This window comes from Leptospira sanjuanensis (assembly GCF_022267375.1).
GTDB lineage: Bacteria > Spirochaetota > Leptospiria > Leptospirales > Leptospiraceae > Leptospira > Leptospira sanjuanensis.
The window spans coordinates 252696-269842 of sequence record NZ_JAIZBH010000001.1 but is presented as its reverse complement, the minus strand read 5'-3'; the positions used below and the strand labels follow the sequence as shown (position 1 = coordinate 269842).

The 17147-nt window shown below is 47.1% G+C and carries 13 protein-coding genes; 3 read left to right on the top strand and 10 right to left on the bottom strand.

The genetic code is table 11. The features are described from left to right. Nucleotides 1–61: 61 nt before the first annotated feature. From LFX17_RS01310 to LFX17_RS01265, 10 genes are read right to left on the bottom strand one after another with little or no spacing between them, the layout of a single operon-like run. On the bottom strand, nucleotides 62–1255 hold the full coding sequence (locus LFX17_RS01310; protein ID WP_238744663.1) for a molybdopterin molybdotransferase MoeA: 1194 nt from the start codon (nucleotides 1253–1255) through the stop codon (nucleotides 62–64). After that, a complete protein-coding gene (gene moaCB, locus LFX17_RS01305; RefSeq protein ID WP_238744662.1) occupies nucleotides 1252–2160 on the bottom strand; it encodes a bifunctional molybdenum cofactor biosynthesis protein MoaC/MoaB in 909 nt (302 codons plus the stop codon). The genes LFX17_RS01310 and moaCB overlap by 4 nt, the downstream gene beginning before the upstream one ends. Nucleotides 2161–2169: 9 nt before the next feature. Beyond that, nucleotides 2170–2946, bottom strand: a complete 777-nt coding sequence (cobA, locus tag LFX17_RS01300) for a uroporphyrinogen-III C-methyltransferase (protein ID WP_238744661.1) — start codon at nucleotides 2944–2946, stop codon at nucleotides 2170–2172. Beyond that, complete coding sequence (locus LFX17_RS01295; RefSeq protein ID WP_238744660.1) at nucleotides 2943–3554, bottom strand: molybdenum cofactor guanylyltransferase; 612 nt, start codon at nucleotides 3552–3554, stop codon at nucleotides 2943–2945. Before LFX17_RS01295 ends, cobA begins: the two co-directional genes overlap by 4 nt. Next, nucleotides 3551–4024: a molybdenum cofactor biosynthesis protein MoaE gene (locus LFX17_RS01290; RefSeq protein WP_238744659.1), complete on the bottom strand. Its 474-nt coding sequence runs from the start codon at nucleotides 4022–4024 to the stop codon at nucleotides 3551–3553. Before LFX17_RS01290 ends, LFX17_RS01295 begins: the two co-directional genes overlap by 4 nt. Before the next feature lies 1 nt (nucleotide 4025). Then, on the bottom strand, nucleotides 4026–4268 hold the full coding sequence (locus LFX17_RS01285) for a MoaD/ThiS family protein (protein WP_238728503.1): 243 nt from the start codon (nucleotides 4266–4268) through the stop codon (nucleotides 4026–4028). A 2-nt stretch (nucleotides 4269–4270) separates the two neighbouring features. Continuing rightward, a complete protein-coding gene (locus LFX17_RS01280) occupies nucleotides 4271–5224 on the bottom strand; it encodes a GTP 3',8-cyclase MoaA (protein ID WP_238744658.1) in 954 nt (317 codons plus the stop codon). Nucleotides 5225–5242: 18 nt separating this feature from the next. Continuing rightward, on the bottom strand, nucleotides 5243–5608 hold the full coding sequence (gene nirD, locus LFX17_RS01275) for a nitrite reductase small subunit NirD (RefSeq protein ID WP_238728499.1): 366 nt from the start codon (nucleotides 5606–5608) through the stop codon (nucleotides 5243–5245). Nucleotides 5609–5617: 9 nt separating this feature from the next. Next, nucleotides 5618–8143 (bottom strand): nitrite reductase large subunit NirB, encoded by a 2526-nt coding sequence (gene nirB, locus LFX17_RS01270; protein WP_238744657.1) that lies wholly within the window; start codon nucleotides 8141–8143, stop codon nucleotides 5618–5620. Nucleotides 8144–8173: 30 nt separating this feature from the next. Continuing rightward, the gene (locus LFX17_RS01265; protein ID WP_238744656.1) at nucleotides 8174–9385 is read right to left on the bottom strand and encodes a nitrate/nitrite transporter; all 1212 of its coding nucleotides are present in this window, start codon (nucleotides 9383–9385) and stop codon (nucleotides 8174–8176) included. Nucleotides 9386–9798: 413 nt separating this feature from the next. Here LFX17_RS01265 and LFX17_RS01260 point away from each other — a divergent pair, with 413 nt between their 5' ends. The 3 genes from LFX17_RS01260 to LFX17_RS01250 all read left to right on the top strand — a co-directional run bounded on the left by LFX17_RS01260 (nucleotide 9799) and on the right by LFX17_RS01250 (nucleotide 17064). Beyond that, nucleotides 9799–13317: a molybdopterin-dependent oxidoreductase gene (locus LFX17_RS01260; RefSeq protein ID WP_238744655.1), complete on the top strand. Its 3519-nt coding sequence runs from the start codon at nucleotides 9799–9801 to the stop codon at nucleotides 13315–13317. Between the two features lie 61 nt (nucleotides 13318–13378). After that, on the top strand, nucleotides 13379–15163 hold the full coding sequence (locus LFX17_RS01255; RefSeq protein WP_406600651.1) for an alginate export family protein: 1785 nt from the start codon (nucleotides 13379–13381) through the stop codon (nucleotides 15161–15163). Nucleotides 15164–15483: 320 nt separating this feature from the next. Beyond that, a complete protein-coding gene (locus tag LFX17_RS01250; protein WP_238728491.1) occupies nucleotides 15484–17064 on the top strand; it encodes a DEAD/DEAH box helicase in 1581 nt (526 codons plus the stop codon). Nucleotides 17065–17147: the final 83 nt, after the last annotated feature.

The following is a 17147-nucleotide window of genomic DNA, read 5'->3' as shown; positions in this document are numbered from 1 at the left end:
AAATCTCGTTTCGTAAAACGGTTTCTCTTTTCTTTTTAGTACGTCGATCGACCGAATTCGTTTACCAAGGAAGAAAATCCAGAACGTCTCCGTCGTTGATTTCCGATCGGTCCGGTGGATGTAAGGCGATTCCGTCCGAAGACAATCCCGCTCGAATATCGCCGCTTCCGTTAAACGACTTTGCCGCAATACCGGTCAGTTCCTTCGTCTCGAAACAAACCGGAAAGTATTCCGGCAAAGAATTCTTCTTTTTACGCATTCCAAAAAATGAATATCTTTGGGCCGGTAGAATAGGCAAACCCAGGTAGGCTCGAATATAAGGATCCAAAAAAAGTCTCGCACAAACCTGGACGCTGAACGGATTTCCGGGCAAACCGAACACCGCGGTTTTTTCCTTGCGACCGAACCAAATCGGCTTACCGGGTTTGAGATGAACTTTGTGAAAAACTTCCTCGACTCCAAGTCGTTTTAACAAGGGCGGAACCAAATCCATGCTTCCCATAGAAACACCGCCGGACAAAAGAAGAATGTCCGAATTTAATCCTTGTTCCAAGGCCCGGTCGATTTTCGATTCTTCATCCGGAACAAGAAGTGCGGCCTGAGGGATGATTTCGTATTTGCGCAACATCGCGAGCAACGAATAGGAATTGGAATCCCGAATCTGAACCGGATTCGGCTTTGCGTCGATCGGAATGACCTCGTTTCCGGTCGAGATGATCGTAACTTTCGGAAGAGAACTCACGGAAACCCGATCGATTCCTAACGAAGCCAGCAAAGAAATTTCCGGCATCAGGATCTTCGTTCCCGTTTTTAAAACGAAATCGCCCCGTTTTAAATCCTCTCCCTGAAGAGCTATATTCAAATATTGGAATACTTTTTTCGAGTTCAAACGCACTTGCGTTTCGGAAGAATTTTTGGAGACTTCTTCGCTTTCCTCGATTTTAATCACGGCGTCCAAACCCGCCGGAACGGCCGCACCGGTCATGATCTTAACGATTTCTTCTCCTGGATCGAGAACGGATTCCATTCCCGCAAAGACCTCTTTTTTACAGTGATAGACTTTGCCGGATTCATATCGATCGCTCCGAATCGCATAACCGTCCATAGTCGAACGAGGAAAAGGAGGATAATCCCGATCCGCGGAAATATCCTGCGCCAATACTCTTCCTAGGCTTTCCTTTAAGGGAAGAACTTCGATCTCCGACTTCGGAATCTGCGACAGAATTTTCGAAATCGCTTCTTCGATGGAGATCAATGCCCCTCTCCCCGCATCATTTTTTTTGCGTGAAAGATCGCCGGAAAAATCGCCTTGAGACTTTCTCTTGCACCGTTGGAGCTGCCCGGCACACATACGACCAAAGTCTTTTTGATTCTCCCCGCCAAGGAACGGGACAACATCGCATACGGAGTTCTGTCCTGGCCAAAGGATCGCATCGCTTCCGCGATTCCGGGAATTTCCTGATCCAATAAAGCCCTTACCGTATCCGTCGTGTTGTCTCTCGGTCCAAGGCCCGTTCCACCCGTGGTCACGATGAGATCGATTCCGAGTTCGACCCAAGAAAGAACTTTCTTTCGGATCTCCTCCGGCTCGTCGGGAACGATCCGGTAATCGGCCAATTGTACATTCGATTCTTTGAATATATCTTCGATGACTTTGCCTGAACCATCCTCGCGTTTACCCGCAAACGTGGAATCGGAACAAACCAGAATGGCGGCTTTTGCTCCATCCGCAAATTTGGAAATTTGCGTCTCGCTCTTACCGCCCTTCTTTTCCAAAAGACGAACGGAAGAAATCTCCAATTCCTTATCGATCGGTTTTAACAAATCGTAAATCGTCAGAGCGGCGACGCTCAAACCGGTCAACACTTCCATTTCGATTCCGGTCTTTCCGATCGATTTTCCGCTTGCGAGAATTCTTACGCCCCTCTCCACCAATTCGAACGTAAGATCGAATGAATCGATATTGACCGGATGACAATGGGGAATCAGGTCGGAAGTTTTTTTTGATGCGAGCAAACCGCTTGCCTTTGCGACTCCGAAAAGATCGCCTTTCGGCAGGGAATTCTCCTTAATTCTTTTCAGGGTTTCGGGCGTACAATATACGAACCCCTCAGCCGTCGCCGAACGAAGGCTGATTTTTTTTTCAGTAATATCGATCATTCTTTTGTCCTAACTGAAAGTATGAGGACGATGGATGAGCGTTCGAAGAGAATCCATTTTCAGATAATAATCGATGATGTCTCCGATAATCAGAAGCGCAGGTGAACTGACTTCGCTCTTTTCGGCCACAACACGAATGTTTCCCAAATTTCCCGTAACGATTCTTTGATGCGCGAGCGTCGCGTTTTCCACGATCCCGACGGGAAGACTTTCCGGATTTCCACTTTCGATCAGATCATCCACAATCTCTTTGAGTGAATTCAAACCCATATAAACGACGAGAGTTTTTCCTTCACAGGAAAGATTTTTGAAGCTCTGAGAATTTTTTCCATTCTTTCCATGACCCGAAAGATAAAGAATTTCTTTGGAATATTCGCGATGCGTAAGCGGAAAACCGAGACTCGCAACGGCGCCGGAAGCGGTCGTAATACCGGCCACGATCTCGCATTCGATTCCCAAATTCAGAAGGAATTCGTATTCCTCGCCTACTCGTCCGAAGACGGAAGGATCTCCTCCTTTGAGCCGAATCACGGTTTTATACTGCAGCGCGGCGTCGGCGATCTTTTGATTGAGGTCGACTTGCTGACAACTGTGTTGTCCCAACCGTTTGCCCACGTAGATAAGTTCCGTTTTTTTACGGCACAGTTTCAATATCTTAGAAGAAACCAAGTCGTCGTAAAGGACCACTTCCGCCATGCGGAGAATTTTGACGGCCTTGCGTGTAAGAAGCTCCGGGTCTCCAGGACCAGCGCCGACCAAATAAACTTTTCCGTATTCCGCATTCATACTACGACCTCCGAAGGGATTCCGATTTCGTTCGGAGTATTATAATTGATGAATGCGTTTTCAAGCGCGTCGGAAGAATCGAACTCGATCCATTTCGTTTCCGCTTCCTTTAAAATCCCGCTCGGCGAACCGGTCTTAGAAGAAGAATTCCATTTTTTGAATGTATTTTTCAATAGTTCGGACGTATAAATCGCAGGAAACGGTTCGATACAATCCTGACTTCTCCATGCATACGCTGATTTTCCGGAATCGTTCCGATATTCTTCCAAGAGCCGGACGAGAATCGTCGGATTTAGGATCGGCATATCGCATGCGATAACCAAATAATCGGCGGTCGTATCGCCAAGATGCGCGGAAAGAATTCCGGAAATCGGTCCTTGATTTTCAAAGACGTCTTCCACTAATTCAAAGGAAGAGTTCTCTTTTTGATACGCGGCTCTTTGTTCTTTTCGGATCGAGATCAAACAACGATCGGTAAATTCTCGCAAAAGTTCGTACCGTTTGCGAACCCACGACTGACCCTCCGTGACAAGAAGTCCCTTGTCCCTTCCCATGCGCGAGGAATATCCTCCGCAAAGAATCAATCCGATGGGCGTTCGTTTTATCATCGATGCGCCCTCAAAGGCGTATAACGTTCATGTCCGGTCGTGCCCGCGGCGCAACCCGCGCAATTGAGAGTCCATTCCGAAGTTCCGTCTTCGTAAAATTCCTTTTTCCAAATCGGAACCTCGTGTTTGACTCGGTCGATAATATATCGATTCGCTTCGTACGCTTCCTTACGATGCGAAGAAGTCGTGATCACACAGACGGATGATTCTTCCGGTTGAACGGTTCCCGTTCTATGAACGCAGATCGCTTTTTTTAAATGAAAGATCGCTGTCGCTTCTTCCAAAATTTTTGCGATCATCGGTTCGGCCATCGGAGGATACGCTTCGTAAAAGAGATGAGTCACTTTCTTATGATCCGTGCCCGCGTTGTCTCTGGGTTCTCCGCTGAAAAGTACGACTGCGCCGCTGGAAGGATCGTGTCCTTGCGAAATTAAGAATGCGAGATCGATCGGTTCTTCTTGAAGATGCATGTCAACCTCCGCTCAAAGGAGGAAGTATCAATACGACTTCCCCTTCTTCCACGATTCGATCGGCTCCGACCATTTTATCCTGAACCGCCCAAAGGGATACGTCCAAAATTCCGCTCGTGGCCGGTTTCTTTTTGCGCATCTCCTCGACAACGTCCAGTACGCGAACCGGAGTTTCCAAGTTGAGAACGAAGTCGGATTGAAAATGATCCTTTAAAATTCCGAATGTTTTTACCGCTACGTTCATCTTTAACCTCCGATCGCCATCATGGTTAGGTCGCTTCCTTTAAACCGAACGTCCTGTTTTTGACGCAACGCCAACGTTAGAATCTGTTCCATCTCGATCCCCTGTTCCATCAACTTAGGAAGCGGAAACCCGGTCGAGGAACTCAAACAACCGTAAAGATTTCCCTTGCTGTCCAATCGTAGACGATCGCAATCGCGGCAGAACGGAGCCGATTCGTTTGCGATAATTCCGAAAGAACGTCCTTCCTTCGTCGTCCAATAATTTGCCGTGGAAGATTCTTTTCTGACCTGCGGAGTCAGAGTTCCGAATTTGCTTTCCACGCGGTCCAAAATCTCGTGTTGTTTAAAAATCGGAACCGTATCCGAATTCTGAAGATAACCCATTTTCATCAGTTCCAAAAACCGCGGAAGAATCCCCTTGCTCCAAGAATATTCAAGAATTGGAATAATCTGATCCTCGTTTTTTCCGCGAACCAACGTGCAGTTGATTCGTACCTTCATGCCGGTCGAAACGGCCGCATCGATTCCGTTTAACGTCTGTTTGAACGCGGAACGGCGGCTCATCTTTTGAAACGATTCCTGCGTAACTCCGTCCAAAGAAACGTTTACCGAATCGAGCCCGGCTTCCTTCAATTCCTCGATTTGTTTGGATAAAACCGAACCGTTGGTCGTGATCGAAACTTCGGGAATATTCAGGTTTTTAATTTCTCGAACGAGAATTTTCAATCCGGGATAAAGAGTCGGTTCTCCTCCGGTGAGACGAACCTTCTTCAGATTTAAAGCGGAATGCAGACCTTTCACGATGCGAACCCATTCTTCCGTTTTTAGTAAATCCGTTTTTTTTAAACCGAACTCCGAGGTTTCGCGATCCACGCAGTAAGTGCAGGCGAAATTGCAACGATCCAAAAGGCTGATTCTAAGAGTTCGAAAACTCCTGCCGAAACCGTCGCTTATCATAACCTCACCCCGCGTTTTTCATTTCGCCACCACGGAGGAATCTACGGCAACGTACACCGTTCCACCTTCGACCTTAACGGGAAAAGTGCGGACGGAATACGATTCGCCCGAGATACATTCTCCCGATTTGAGAGAGAAGGATTTCTTATGCAGAGGACAAGCGACCTTAGGTTCGCCTTGGGAATCACCGGTAAGTCCTCTGGATAAAACCATATCTCCCGTATGAGGGCAGCGATTCTCACAAGCATACCATTCATCTTCTTGTTGGAAATGAAAAATTGCGATTTGCTCGTCCCCAATCTTTGCACAAGTCCCCCCGTTCCGGGAGAATTCCGAAATGGGAGCGACTTCAATCCAGACTTTTTCTTCAATCGTAGTTTGCATGTTAGCTCCTTAGGTCACCGATAGTTCTTTCTTTTGCCAATCCACCGGACGGATCTGGCCTCTTTCTTGGATGAATTTCACGTTCGTATCCGGTTGATCGCTGTTGACGAAGTGTTTAAACTTCTTCTGTTTTTCAGGATCGTCCACAACCGCCTTCCATTCGCAATGATAGCTGTCGACGAGCATCTGCATCTCGGCTTCGAGCTGTTCGTTGATTCCAAGACGATCGTTGACGATCACGTCCTTGAGATAATCGATTCCTCCTTCGAGCTGATTGAGCCAAGCCGCGGTTCTTGTAAGTTTATCCGCGGTTCGGATATAGAACATCAGGAATCGATCGATGTATTTCACACAAGTGTCTTCGTCGATGTCGGCCGCGAGGAGCATCGCGTGCTGCGGAGTCACTCCTCCGTTGCCGCCTACGTAAAGATTCCATCCTTTTTCGGTCGCGATTAAACCGAAGTCCTTGCTTTGCGCTTCCGCACATTCGCGGATACAACCGGAAACGGCGGCCTTCAATTTATGCGGAGAACGAATTCCACGATAACGTTCTTCGATGCGAATCGCAAACGAAGTACTATCCTGCACGCCGTATCTGCACCATGTCGAACCGACGCAGCTCTTTACGGTTCTCATCGCCTTACCGTATGCGTGACCGCTTTCAAAACCTTCGTCGACCAAATCCTTCCAAATATCCGGAAGGTCTTCCATTCTCGCGCCGAGAAGATCGATCCTTTGACCTCCGGTGATCTTGCAGTAAAGATTGTACTTCTTTGCAACGGCTCCGATCACGATGAGTTTTTCCGGAGTAATTTCACCGCCCGGAATCCTCGGCACGACAGAATACGTTCCGCCTCTTTGAATGTTTGCAAGATACTTGTCGTTCGTATCCTGAATTTCTCTGTGATGTTTATGAACGATCGTCTCGTTCCATAAACTCGCAAGAATCGAAGCGACCGCGGGTTTGCAGACTTCGCATCCTTTTCCTTTACCGCTTTCCGCGATCACATCGTCGAAAGTTTTGAGTTTTTTTACCTTGATGACTTGGAACAATTCCTGTCTGGAAAACGGAAAGTGTTCGCAAAGATGTTCCGTTACGACTTTACCGAGAGATTTTAATTCTCCCTTAAGAAGAGAATTCACCTGAGGAATACAACCGCCGCATCCCGTGCCGGCTTTCGTGCATTCCTTCAAACTGCCCATCTCGTAACAGTCTTTGTCGCGAATCGCGTTTAGGATGTCGCCTTTGGAAACGTTGTTGCACGAACAGATCTTCGCCGTGTCCGGAAGCGATCCGGCACCAAACGTCGATTCGGCGGAGACGGAACCTACGATCAGACTTTCCGGTTCGGAAGGAAGTTCGATCTTATTTAAATACAACGCAAGAAGGTTTCCGTAAGCGCTCGCGTCTCCGACTAGAATTCCTCCGAGAAGCGTTTTACCGTCCTCGGATATTACCAATTTCTTATAAATCCCCGTAAGAGGATTTTTGAATGCGATGGGTATGTGTGGGCATTGTCCGAGAGCGTCTCCGAAAGAAGCGACGTCCACTCCGATCAATTTCAATTTCGTGGATAAGTCCGAACCCAAATACGACTTGGATTCTCTTTCCGAATAACAAAGATTATGTGCTACGGTTTCAGCCATTTCGTAACCGGGAGCCACGAGACCGTAGATCATTCCGTTATGAAGCGCACATTCACCGATGGAATAAATTCCGTCCGCGCTCGTTTCGAGAAGATCGTTTACCTGAATACCGCCCCTTTCTCCCACCGCGATTCCCGCATTCTTTGCAAGTTCGTCCCTCGGTCTGATTCCGGCGGAAACGACGAGCATTTCCGTCTCTAAAATCGAACCGTCTTGAAATTCAAGACCGGCGAATGCGGCTTCACCGATCGCTCGTTTGGTGTTCTTTTCCAAAAGAATCGAAACTCCCAGTTCTTCTATTTTCGATCTGAGAATGGAGGAACCCGCTTCGTCCAGCTGACGAGGCATCAATCGAGGAGCGAACTCCACGACGTCGGTTTTGAGATTCATATCGACGAGCGCCTTTGCGGCTTCCAATCCCAAAAGTCCTCCGCCTAACACGGCGGCGGTTTTTACGGACTTTCCGTATTCTAAAATTTCCTCTAAGTCTTCGATCGTTCTATAAACGAAAACCCCTTTCTTATCGATTCCTTCGAAGGTCGGAACGAAAGGAGCGGAACCGGTGGCAAACACGAGTTTGTCGAAGGAGTAAACCGCTCCGGAAGAAGTTTCCACTTTTTTCGAAACCGGATCCACCGAAGTCACTTTCTCCTTCAGGTGAAGATCGATCCCGTTCTGTGAATACCAGTCCTCTTTCGAAAGATACAAAGGATCCACGGAACGGTTTGCGAAATATTCGGAAAGATGAACCCGATCGTACGCTCTTCTGGGCTCCTCTCCGAATATTAGAATATCAAACTTTTCGATTCCGCCGAATTCAACCAATTTCTCGACCAATCTATGGCCGACCATCCCATTCCCTACTACGATCAACTGTTGCTTTGACATTTTTATTTTTCTCCCGATAACGTAACTGGATTAAGCCGTTTCGATCTCGAGTTGAGATTCTTCCATGCGATTCCAAACGAAAACGTTCGTTCCGTATAAAACGGCCGCTGCGATCAAAACGATCACACCGAGAACCGTGAATCCCGCGGCATACGTTCCCCAGCCGGACTTCAAGGAACCGAGAAGATTCGGCACCATAAATCCGCCTAACCCGCCGAAGGCGCCCACAAAACCGGTGACGATTCCGATATCCTTTTTGAAACGGGAAGGAACCAACTGAAACACGGAACCGTTTCCGAGTCCCAAACACAACATCAGGAAGATAAATAAGGGAAGAACAAGACCCAAACTCGGAAGAGTGGAGATTCCGAAAAAGATCATCGACACCAAAAGAAGAACGATACAAAGAACGGTCGCTCCTCCGAATTTATCGGAGAGATAGCCGCCGAACGGACGGATCATACTTGCTCCGATGATGCAATAGGTCGTATATAAACCGGTAGTAACCTTATCCGCGCCGTATTGATCGTAAAAGAAGATCGGTAAAAAACTCGCGAGCCCTACGAACCCTCCGAACGTAATGCTGTATAAAAAGCTGAAGATCATCGCGTCTCTGGATTTAATCGGAGCGAGATATTCCAAAATCGTTTTACCGGACGAAGGAACGGCTTCTTCTTTCGCAAAAAAGTAGAAGAAGATAAACACCAAAGACATCGGAATCAAAGCGAATCCGAAAACCGCATGCCATCCGAAGCTGCGTGCAAGATCCGGCGCGAACAAGGTTGCGATCACGGAACCGCTGTTTCCGGCCCCCGCGATTCCCAATACCAAACCTTGGTATCTTGCAGGATAACTTTTACTCGCAAGAGGGAGCGCAACCGCAAAGCTGGAACCCGCAACTCCGAGAAGAAGACCGATCGCGAAGATTTCGGCCATAGAATTTCCGAACTGCCATCCTAAAAAGAGAGGAAGCATCGTGAGCAACATTCCGCAAAGAGCAACCTTTCTCGATCCGAATCGATCGGATAACAAACCCATCGGAATTCTTAGAAGAGTTCCTCCGAGCAAAGGAATCGATACCATCAAACCCTTCTGAGCGGGGTTTAAGCCGAATTCTTCGGAGAGAAAAACTCCGAGAGCCGCTAAGAGCATCCATACCATGAAGCTGAAATCAAAGTATAAGAATGAACTTAAAAGCGTAGGGAAGTGACCGGCAGATAAAAATTCTTTAATCTTTTTCATTTTTAATTTTTTTCCTTATTCCTAAGGCTCCTCTGAGACTCCTTAAGAAAGAGAGCAAGAACCGTACCAGTTTCGGTTTATTTTTTGAGCGGAAAGTCGAGAAGAGCCGTTTCCAGAGAGAATTGTCGTCTTATAACTTGAAAATTTTATTCGAGGGCCTATTCCAAATTCGTACGAATCGAAATTCTCTCCGGCGTTTCGAGGGTTGATGCGGAAAAAATCAGCAATTAGTCTAAAATTCTACACAAAGTCATCAACACTTTAGATATATTATAATTTACTAATATATTTCATTTCGATTACGCATTCATAAACCGACCTTTGAGGATTGCGATACCGATCGGATTCGGGAGAAACTTAAGATTCGATTTCAGCATTTCAAACCTGGTACCATTCTTGCATAAACTTATTCTGTGAACATTAGCGAAACGTTTAAAACTACCTGCTCTTATTGCGGCGTAGGATGCGGAGTTCTTATACAAAAACATTCCGAAAAGGAACTGAAAGTGGAAGGAGATCCCACCCATCCGGCAAACAAAGGTCTTCTTTGTTCCAAAGGAATGAATCTCAACTATTCTCTGTTAAACCGTTCCGATCGTTTATTCCATCCGACGATACGAAAAGATCGAAATTCTCCCCCTATTAAAACCGATTGGGAGACGGCTCTTCAAAAAGTCGCGCAGGAGTTTAAGAGAATCATCCAAGAACACGGACCGGACTCCGTCGGATTCTACGTTTCCGGTCAGTTGTTAACGGAAGAATACTATGTGGTGAATAAAATCGCGAAAGGTTTTATCGGAACCAACAACATCGATACGAACTCAAGACTTTGTATGAGTTCCGCGGTCGTGGGTTACAAAATGGCCTTGGGGGAAGACAGTGTTCCCATCAGCTACGAGGATATAGAACTCGCGGATTGTTTTTTGGTCGCAGGCGCCAATCCCGCTTGGTGCCATCCCATTCTATTTCGAAGAATCGAAGCGAGAAAACAATCGAATCCGAACGTAAAACTGATCGTCGTCGATCCGAGAAAAACCGAAAGCTGCGAGGACGCCGATCTTCATCTGCAGATTCGTCCGGGAAGCGACATTCATCTTTTTCACGCAATTGCAAGAATTCTAATAGAACACGATCGAATCGATTCCGAGTTTTTAAAAAATCATACCGAAGGTTTCGAGGAACTCAAAGAAAAAGTATTTCAACGATCCGTCGAGGATTGTGCAAACGCTTGCGACATTCCTTCCGAGCAAATTTATACCGCGGCGGAATGGATCGGAAATTCGAACGGATTTCTTTCTCTTTGGGCGATGGGCCTCAATCAAAGCGTGATCGGGGTCAATAAGAACCTCGCCCTTCTCAATTTATCCTTATTAACCGGAAAGATCGGCAAACCCGGATCGGGTCCGTTCTCTCTTACCGGACAACCGAACGCAATGGGAGGCCGGGAAGTCGGCGGTCTTTGCAATCTTTTACCCGCTCATAGAAACTTGGCAAATCCGGAACATAGAGCGGAAGTCGCCGAGTTTTGGGGAGTCGATTCCATTCAAGAGAAACCTGGATACAGCGCGACGGAGATGTTCGATCATCTTCGCACGGGAAAGATGAAGGCGATTTGGATCATCTGCACCAATCCTACCGTGAGTCTTCCAGACGCGCGTCTCGTCGAATCCGGTCTTCGCTCCGCGGAATTTGTGGTCGTTCAAGATATTTCCAAGGATTCTTCGGCGATTCCGTTCGCGGACGTCGTGTTACCCGCAGCCGGTTGGGCGGAAAAACAGGGGACGATGACGAACTCCGACAGACGAATTACCTATCTTCCGAAAGTGATCGACCCTCCGGGAGAAGCGAAAGCGGACACTTGGATCTTAAACGAGTTCGCCAAAAAGATGGGATGGAATTCTTCCTTTGCGTTTCAAAACGAGGGAGAAGTCTTTCAAGAACATTGTCGCTTAACAAAAGGGACGAACATCGACATTGCCGGATTGGATTATTCGATCCTGATGGAAAAGAGATCGGTTCAATGGCCGTATCCCGCGAAAGACCACGGCGGAACCGAACGCCTTTTTACCGATCGCAAGTTTTACAGACCGAACGGCAAAGCGAAGATTCACGCGGTCGAACCCGAGGACAGTTCCGAAAAAGCGACCGAGCATTTTCCCTTAATTCTTACCACGGGAAGAATCCGCGACCAGTGGCATACGATGACTCGTACCGGCAAAGTACGCAAACTCAACGAACACAAACGCGAACCGTATTTGGAAATTCATCCGAACGATGCAAGAGTCAGAAACATCGAGGAAGGAACGATCGTTGAAATCTTCAACGAAAGAGGAAAAACAAGAGTCAAAGCGACGATCACCCAATCGATCAAAGAAGGCGTCGTGTTCCTTCCGATGCATTGGGGAAAACGATTGGGCAGAGACGATTCGCGCGCGAACAATCTTACGAGCGGAGCTTACGATCCGTTTTCTAAACAACCCGGTTTTAAAATCTCCGCCGTTCAAGTGAAGGTTTATCAAAAACGGAAAGAAAAGATTCTCATCATAGGCGGAGGAAACGGGACTCTTGCCTTCCTGCGTTCTTACAGAGCTTTAGACTCCGAAAGCGAAATCACCGTTCTTTGCAAAGAAAAGAATCCGTTTTACAACCGCATCCTACTTCCGGATTACATCAGCGGGGAAAAAATCTTCGGAGATTTGACGGGAGTCAGCGAAGAGGAAATTCTTTCCTGGAACTTCGATATCTTTTCGGACACGGCCGTCACTCAGGTTCATCCCGAAGGGAAAATCGTCCGAGACGACAAAGGCAACACACATTCTTACGATAAGCTCATCTTCGCAACGGGAAGTTCTCCGTTTATCCCGAATATGATTCCCAAAGAAATGGACGGGATCTTTGCGCTTCGTTCCAAAGAAGACGCGGAACGAATCAAAGGTTTTTTCGTGAGGGACACCCACGTTTTGATCGTGGGCGGAGGGCTTCTCGGCTTGGAACTTGCGGCCGCATTAAAATCTTTGCATGTTCGTGTCAGCGTTTTGATCCGAACGGACAGACTCATGTCCAAACAACTCGACGCAGTAGCCGGTGAAATTCTGAATGAAGAAATCGAAGCGAGAGGAATCGAAATCATCCGCAATGCCGAGATCGTCAAGATAAAGGGAACTTCCCGCGTTCAAAACATCAAACTCAGCGACGGAAGCGTCATTCAACCCGATGGAATCGTGTTCGCGACGGGAACAAGCGCCAATCTTCAATTGGCAAAACTCGCCGGCATCGAATGCAAAAACGGAATCTTAGTCGATCCGTTCCTGCGCTCCTCCGATCCGGATATTTATGCGATCGGAGAAGTCGCCGAACATTCTTCCGGCATGTACGGGACGGTCTCCGCTACGGAGGAACAATCCAAAATCGCGGCCAATCATATATACGGATACGCATTCGATTTTTATAATGGATCGATTCATTCCAATCTGTTAAAAATTCCGGAACTCGATCTCGTTTCTTTACGACTTGCGGATACTCCTATGGATCTTTCCGAAGATAAATCCGGCGAATACGAAGAGATCGTCTTTCTCGATCGAAAGCGCAGGAAGTATAAGAAGTGCATCATCAAAGGAGATAAACTCGTCGGGGCGATTCTCATCGGTGATAAATCGAACTTTCAAGAATTCAAAGAACTGATCTCCAGCGGAATCGAACTCGGAGAAAGAAGGGAACAGCTTCTTTCGGGAGGAGGTGCGCAGAGAAAACCGGTCGTAGGCAAGTTAGTCTGTTCCTGCAACGGAGTCGGCGAAGGTAATCTCTGCGAAGAAATCAAAAACGGAATCAAGTCCGTGGAAGAACTCGGTAAGACGACCGGAGCCGGAACCGGATGCGGAAGCTGCCGTCCCGAGATTTCCAAAATCCTAAAAGCGAATGTAACTCCGGTTTAGATGCGAAACACGAATCTTAAAAAAATACAAATGAAAGGGTCCCCAATTGAAAGCTTGCAAAATGAGAGTTTCCGTACTCTCCTTTATTTTATGTACGTTCCTGAACGTCGAAATCAACGCTCAGGAAAAAAAGGAAACGGCCGCTCCGGAAAACTCACCTAACACGAGTCAGTTGATCACCGAACCGTCCTTCAAAGAACAACCGGTCGTCGCTCCCAAACAGGACGCCGCGATTCTTCCTAAGGAAACGAAAAAAGAAGTTCCCTGGTACGAAACCGTCAAGTTCGGCGGCTTGATCCGAATCCGTCCGGAAGCGAAGTACAATTACGATTTTGATCGATTCAAAAACGACAATGCTTCGTTCGTCGGGGCCAAGGCCCAAATCTGGATCGAAAAGGAACTCACCGAAAAAACGAAAGTCAGAATCACGTTGCAGGATTCCGTTCTTTGGGGCGGCGAAAAAGGTTCTTCCAGCGGACTCGATACAGCAAACGAAAACACCAGACAATCGGTGGGAATTCGGGAAGCCTGGATCGAATCCAAGGATTTGATCGGTCCGATAGCCCTTCAAGCGGGAAGACAGATTCTCAAATATGGAGATGAAAGACTTGTCGGCGCGTTGGAATGGACGAACGTCGGCCGCAGCTTCAACGGTTTTCGTTTGAAGTTGGATAAGGAATTTTTTTCCTCGCATGCGTGGGCGATGATCGTCGGCGAACAAGATTCCGATATTGCGGGCAATACGACGTACCTCGGAAAAAGAAATTCGTTTCCGGTTCAATACAATTGCCCGGCAAACTCTCCGTCGACTTCCGCCTGCGCGCTGTCAGCCGATCTCACCAAACAACAGCAAGGGGATGCGACCTTCACGGGTTTTTACAACACGTTCAAACCTTCTAAGTTCCTGCACATAGACGGCTATTACATCGGGCTTTATCGTAAATGGCTTCCTCAAAACAATTCCACGATTTTACTTTTGGCAAATCCGGAAACCGTTCCGAGAGATTCAAGATACGATCAACTTCATACGTTCGGATTCAGACTTACCAACAGAACGACCAAGGAAAAGAAATCAGAAATTCCGTTCGACTTTTCCATAGAGTACGCGATGCAAACGGGAAAAACGGGAATCAACGTAACTCCCGGTTGGGACTCGTTGAACACGAACGTTTCCACGATCGATCCGCTTACGGGAAAAACCGTATCAAAAAATCTTTATAAAGAAAGACAAGGATACGATGCGTTCGCTTTCGCGCTCGACATAGGATATACGATCGGTTCGTTTCGACTCGGCGCAGAATACGACGTCGCCAGCGGAGATCCGAATCGCAAGGACGGAAAGGTCGCGACATTCTCCAATTTATTCCACTCCAATCACGTATTTTACGGAGAAGCGGATCAAGTCAGTTGGGTCAACATGGTAGGCAAGTCCGCAAACTTGACTTGGGACGGAGGAGAATTCGGAAAATTAAGAATCGCCTATTGGATCGTGGACAAACAGAAGATGCAAGACGGTTGGTATGACATCACCGGAAATCTGAAAGACGGCGCGAGCACCGAATCCTATACAAACGATCGCTACAAAAATCCGTATCCGCAAAGCGAAAAGGGAGTTCTGGATCAAAGAGGAGTCGGAACGCTCGGAAAGAATTTATTCAGAGAAATCGATATGGTTTATTCGGTGAAATACAAGGATATTCTGTGGGCGCTCGGTGCGAGTTGGATCTATGCGGGCGACGCCGTCCGGGGAAAACTCAACGACGATTCGATTTCTCCAGAATTTCGAAAAACGAGTTTTCTTCCACAGGCTCAGTTCGCTTATCTTTCGATGACGGCTCAGTTCTGAGAGAAACGATCCGTACAACTTAATAAATTTAGAATATAGTTTATATAGGATCGCCTTATGATCTTTTAAATCGAAGCCGAAGTCGTCGAGAATCCAATCAATTCTCGACGGCGTTCGATTCTTTTATACTTGTGTAAATAGCCTCTTCTAAAATCGTAGTAAATACAAGACGTCTTATCAAACGAAGACGTAAAACATCTCCCGATTCCAACTTTCCTCTCTTTCGTCGGTTTTGTGATCTTCCGGATTCTTATCTTGAAAATTCAAAGTATTAGAGGTTCCCGGAATACGGTCGATTTATTGCTTTGAAAGGAAACTCTATGAAGAAACTCAAGTTTAGCGAACTAAACTTATCCACCGAAATCCAAAACGCAATCGCAGAAATGGGTTTTGAAGAAGCCTCTCCGATTCAATCGGAAGCCATCCCCGTCATTTTAAAAGGAAAAGACATCATCGGTCACGCGCAAACCGGAACCGGTAAAACGGCCGCATTCGCGATCCCAACGATCGAACTTCTCGAAGTCGAAAGCAAACATCTGCAAGCGCTGATTCTTTGTCCCACCCGCGAACTCGTGATCCAAGTCAGCGAACAATTCCGCAAACTAATGAAATACAAAGGGAACTTCGAAGTAGTTCCGGTTTACGGCGGCCAAGAAATCGACAGACAGCTTCGCGCTCTTCGCAAAAATCCTCAGATCGTCATCGCCACTCCCGGAAGAATGATGGATCACATGAGAAGAGGTTCGATCCGTCTCGAAGACATTAAGATCGTCGTTCTGGACGAAGCGGATGAAATGTTGGACATGGGCTTCCGCGAGGACATGGAATTTATTCTCAAAGACACTCCTGCGGATCGTCAGACGATCATGTTCTCGGCGACGATGACCGACGAAATTCTCACGCTGATGAAACGTTTTCAAAAACATCCGCAAATCATCGACGTAACGCATCAAAAACTCAGCGCTCCTAAAATCGAGCAGATCTATTATGAGATTCAGGAAAACGCGAAGGGAGAAGCCCTCGCGAGATTGATCGAATACAGAAACGTAAAACTCGCATTAGTATTCTGTAATACAAAAGCGCAAGTCGACACGGTTGTGGAACTTCTGAAATCCAGGGGTTATTTCGCGGAAGCTCTTCACGGAGATCTCAATCAAAAACAAAGAGACAAGGTGATGAACGGATTCCGGAACGGAAGCATCGAGATTCTCGTCGCGACCGACGTCGCCGGAAGAGGAATCGACGTGAACAACGTAGAAGCGGTGTTCAATTACGACCTCCCGAGAGACGGGGAGGATTACGTCCACCGTATCGGTAGAACGGGAAGAGCGGGTAAAAAGGGAATCGCATTCTCCTTTATCGTCGGGAAACAAATCTACAACCTCAAAAAGATCGAACGGATCAACGGAATCAAAATCGAATTGGGAAAAATTCCCACGTTAGACGATCTCGAAGAAACGAAAATTCATTCTTATACTTCTAAGGTAAGATCGATCGTGGATGCGGGTCATCTTGCGAAATACGTCAACCAAGTCGAAAAACTGATGGGCGATGACTATACGGCGCTCGATATCGCAGCGGCTCTTTTCAAGATGACGATCACCAAAGACAGCATTACCTTCGACGATTCCGTTCAATTCGAATCCAATTTTAAATTCGATGAAAGGGATTCTTCCAAAAAGAAATCCGGCGGTGGCGGAAGATATAGAGATCGTAACTTCGGAAGATCGGGCGGCGGCGGTTCAAAACCTAAATCCAATTCAAGCGGTGGAGGCGGCCGCTCTTATGGATCTCACGGAGGCGGATCGGGCTCCGGCGGCGGTTCCAAATTCTCCAAAGGCGATCGAAATCCGAAATCCGGAGGCGGCTCTTCTTCTTCCTTTAAGAAAAAGAAGAAATAAGCCCGTTCGGAAAGGGAAAGAATCCCTTTAAAATTCGTTTCCAGATCGGAAATTTCTGCCGAAGATAAAACCAGACGACCGTC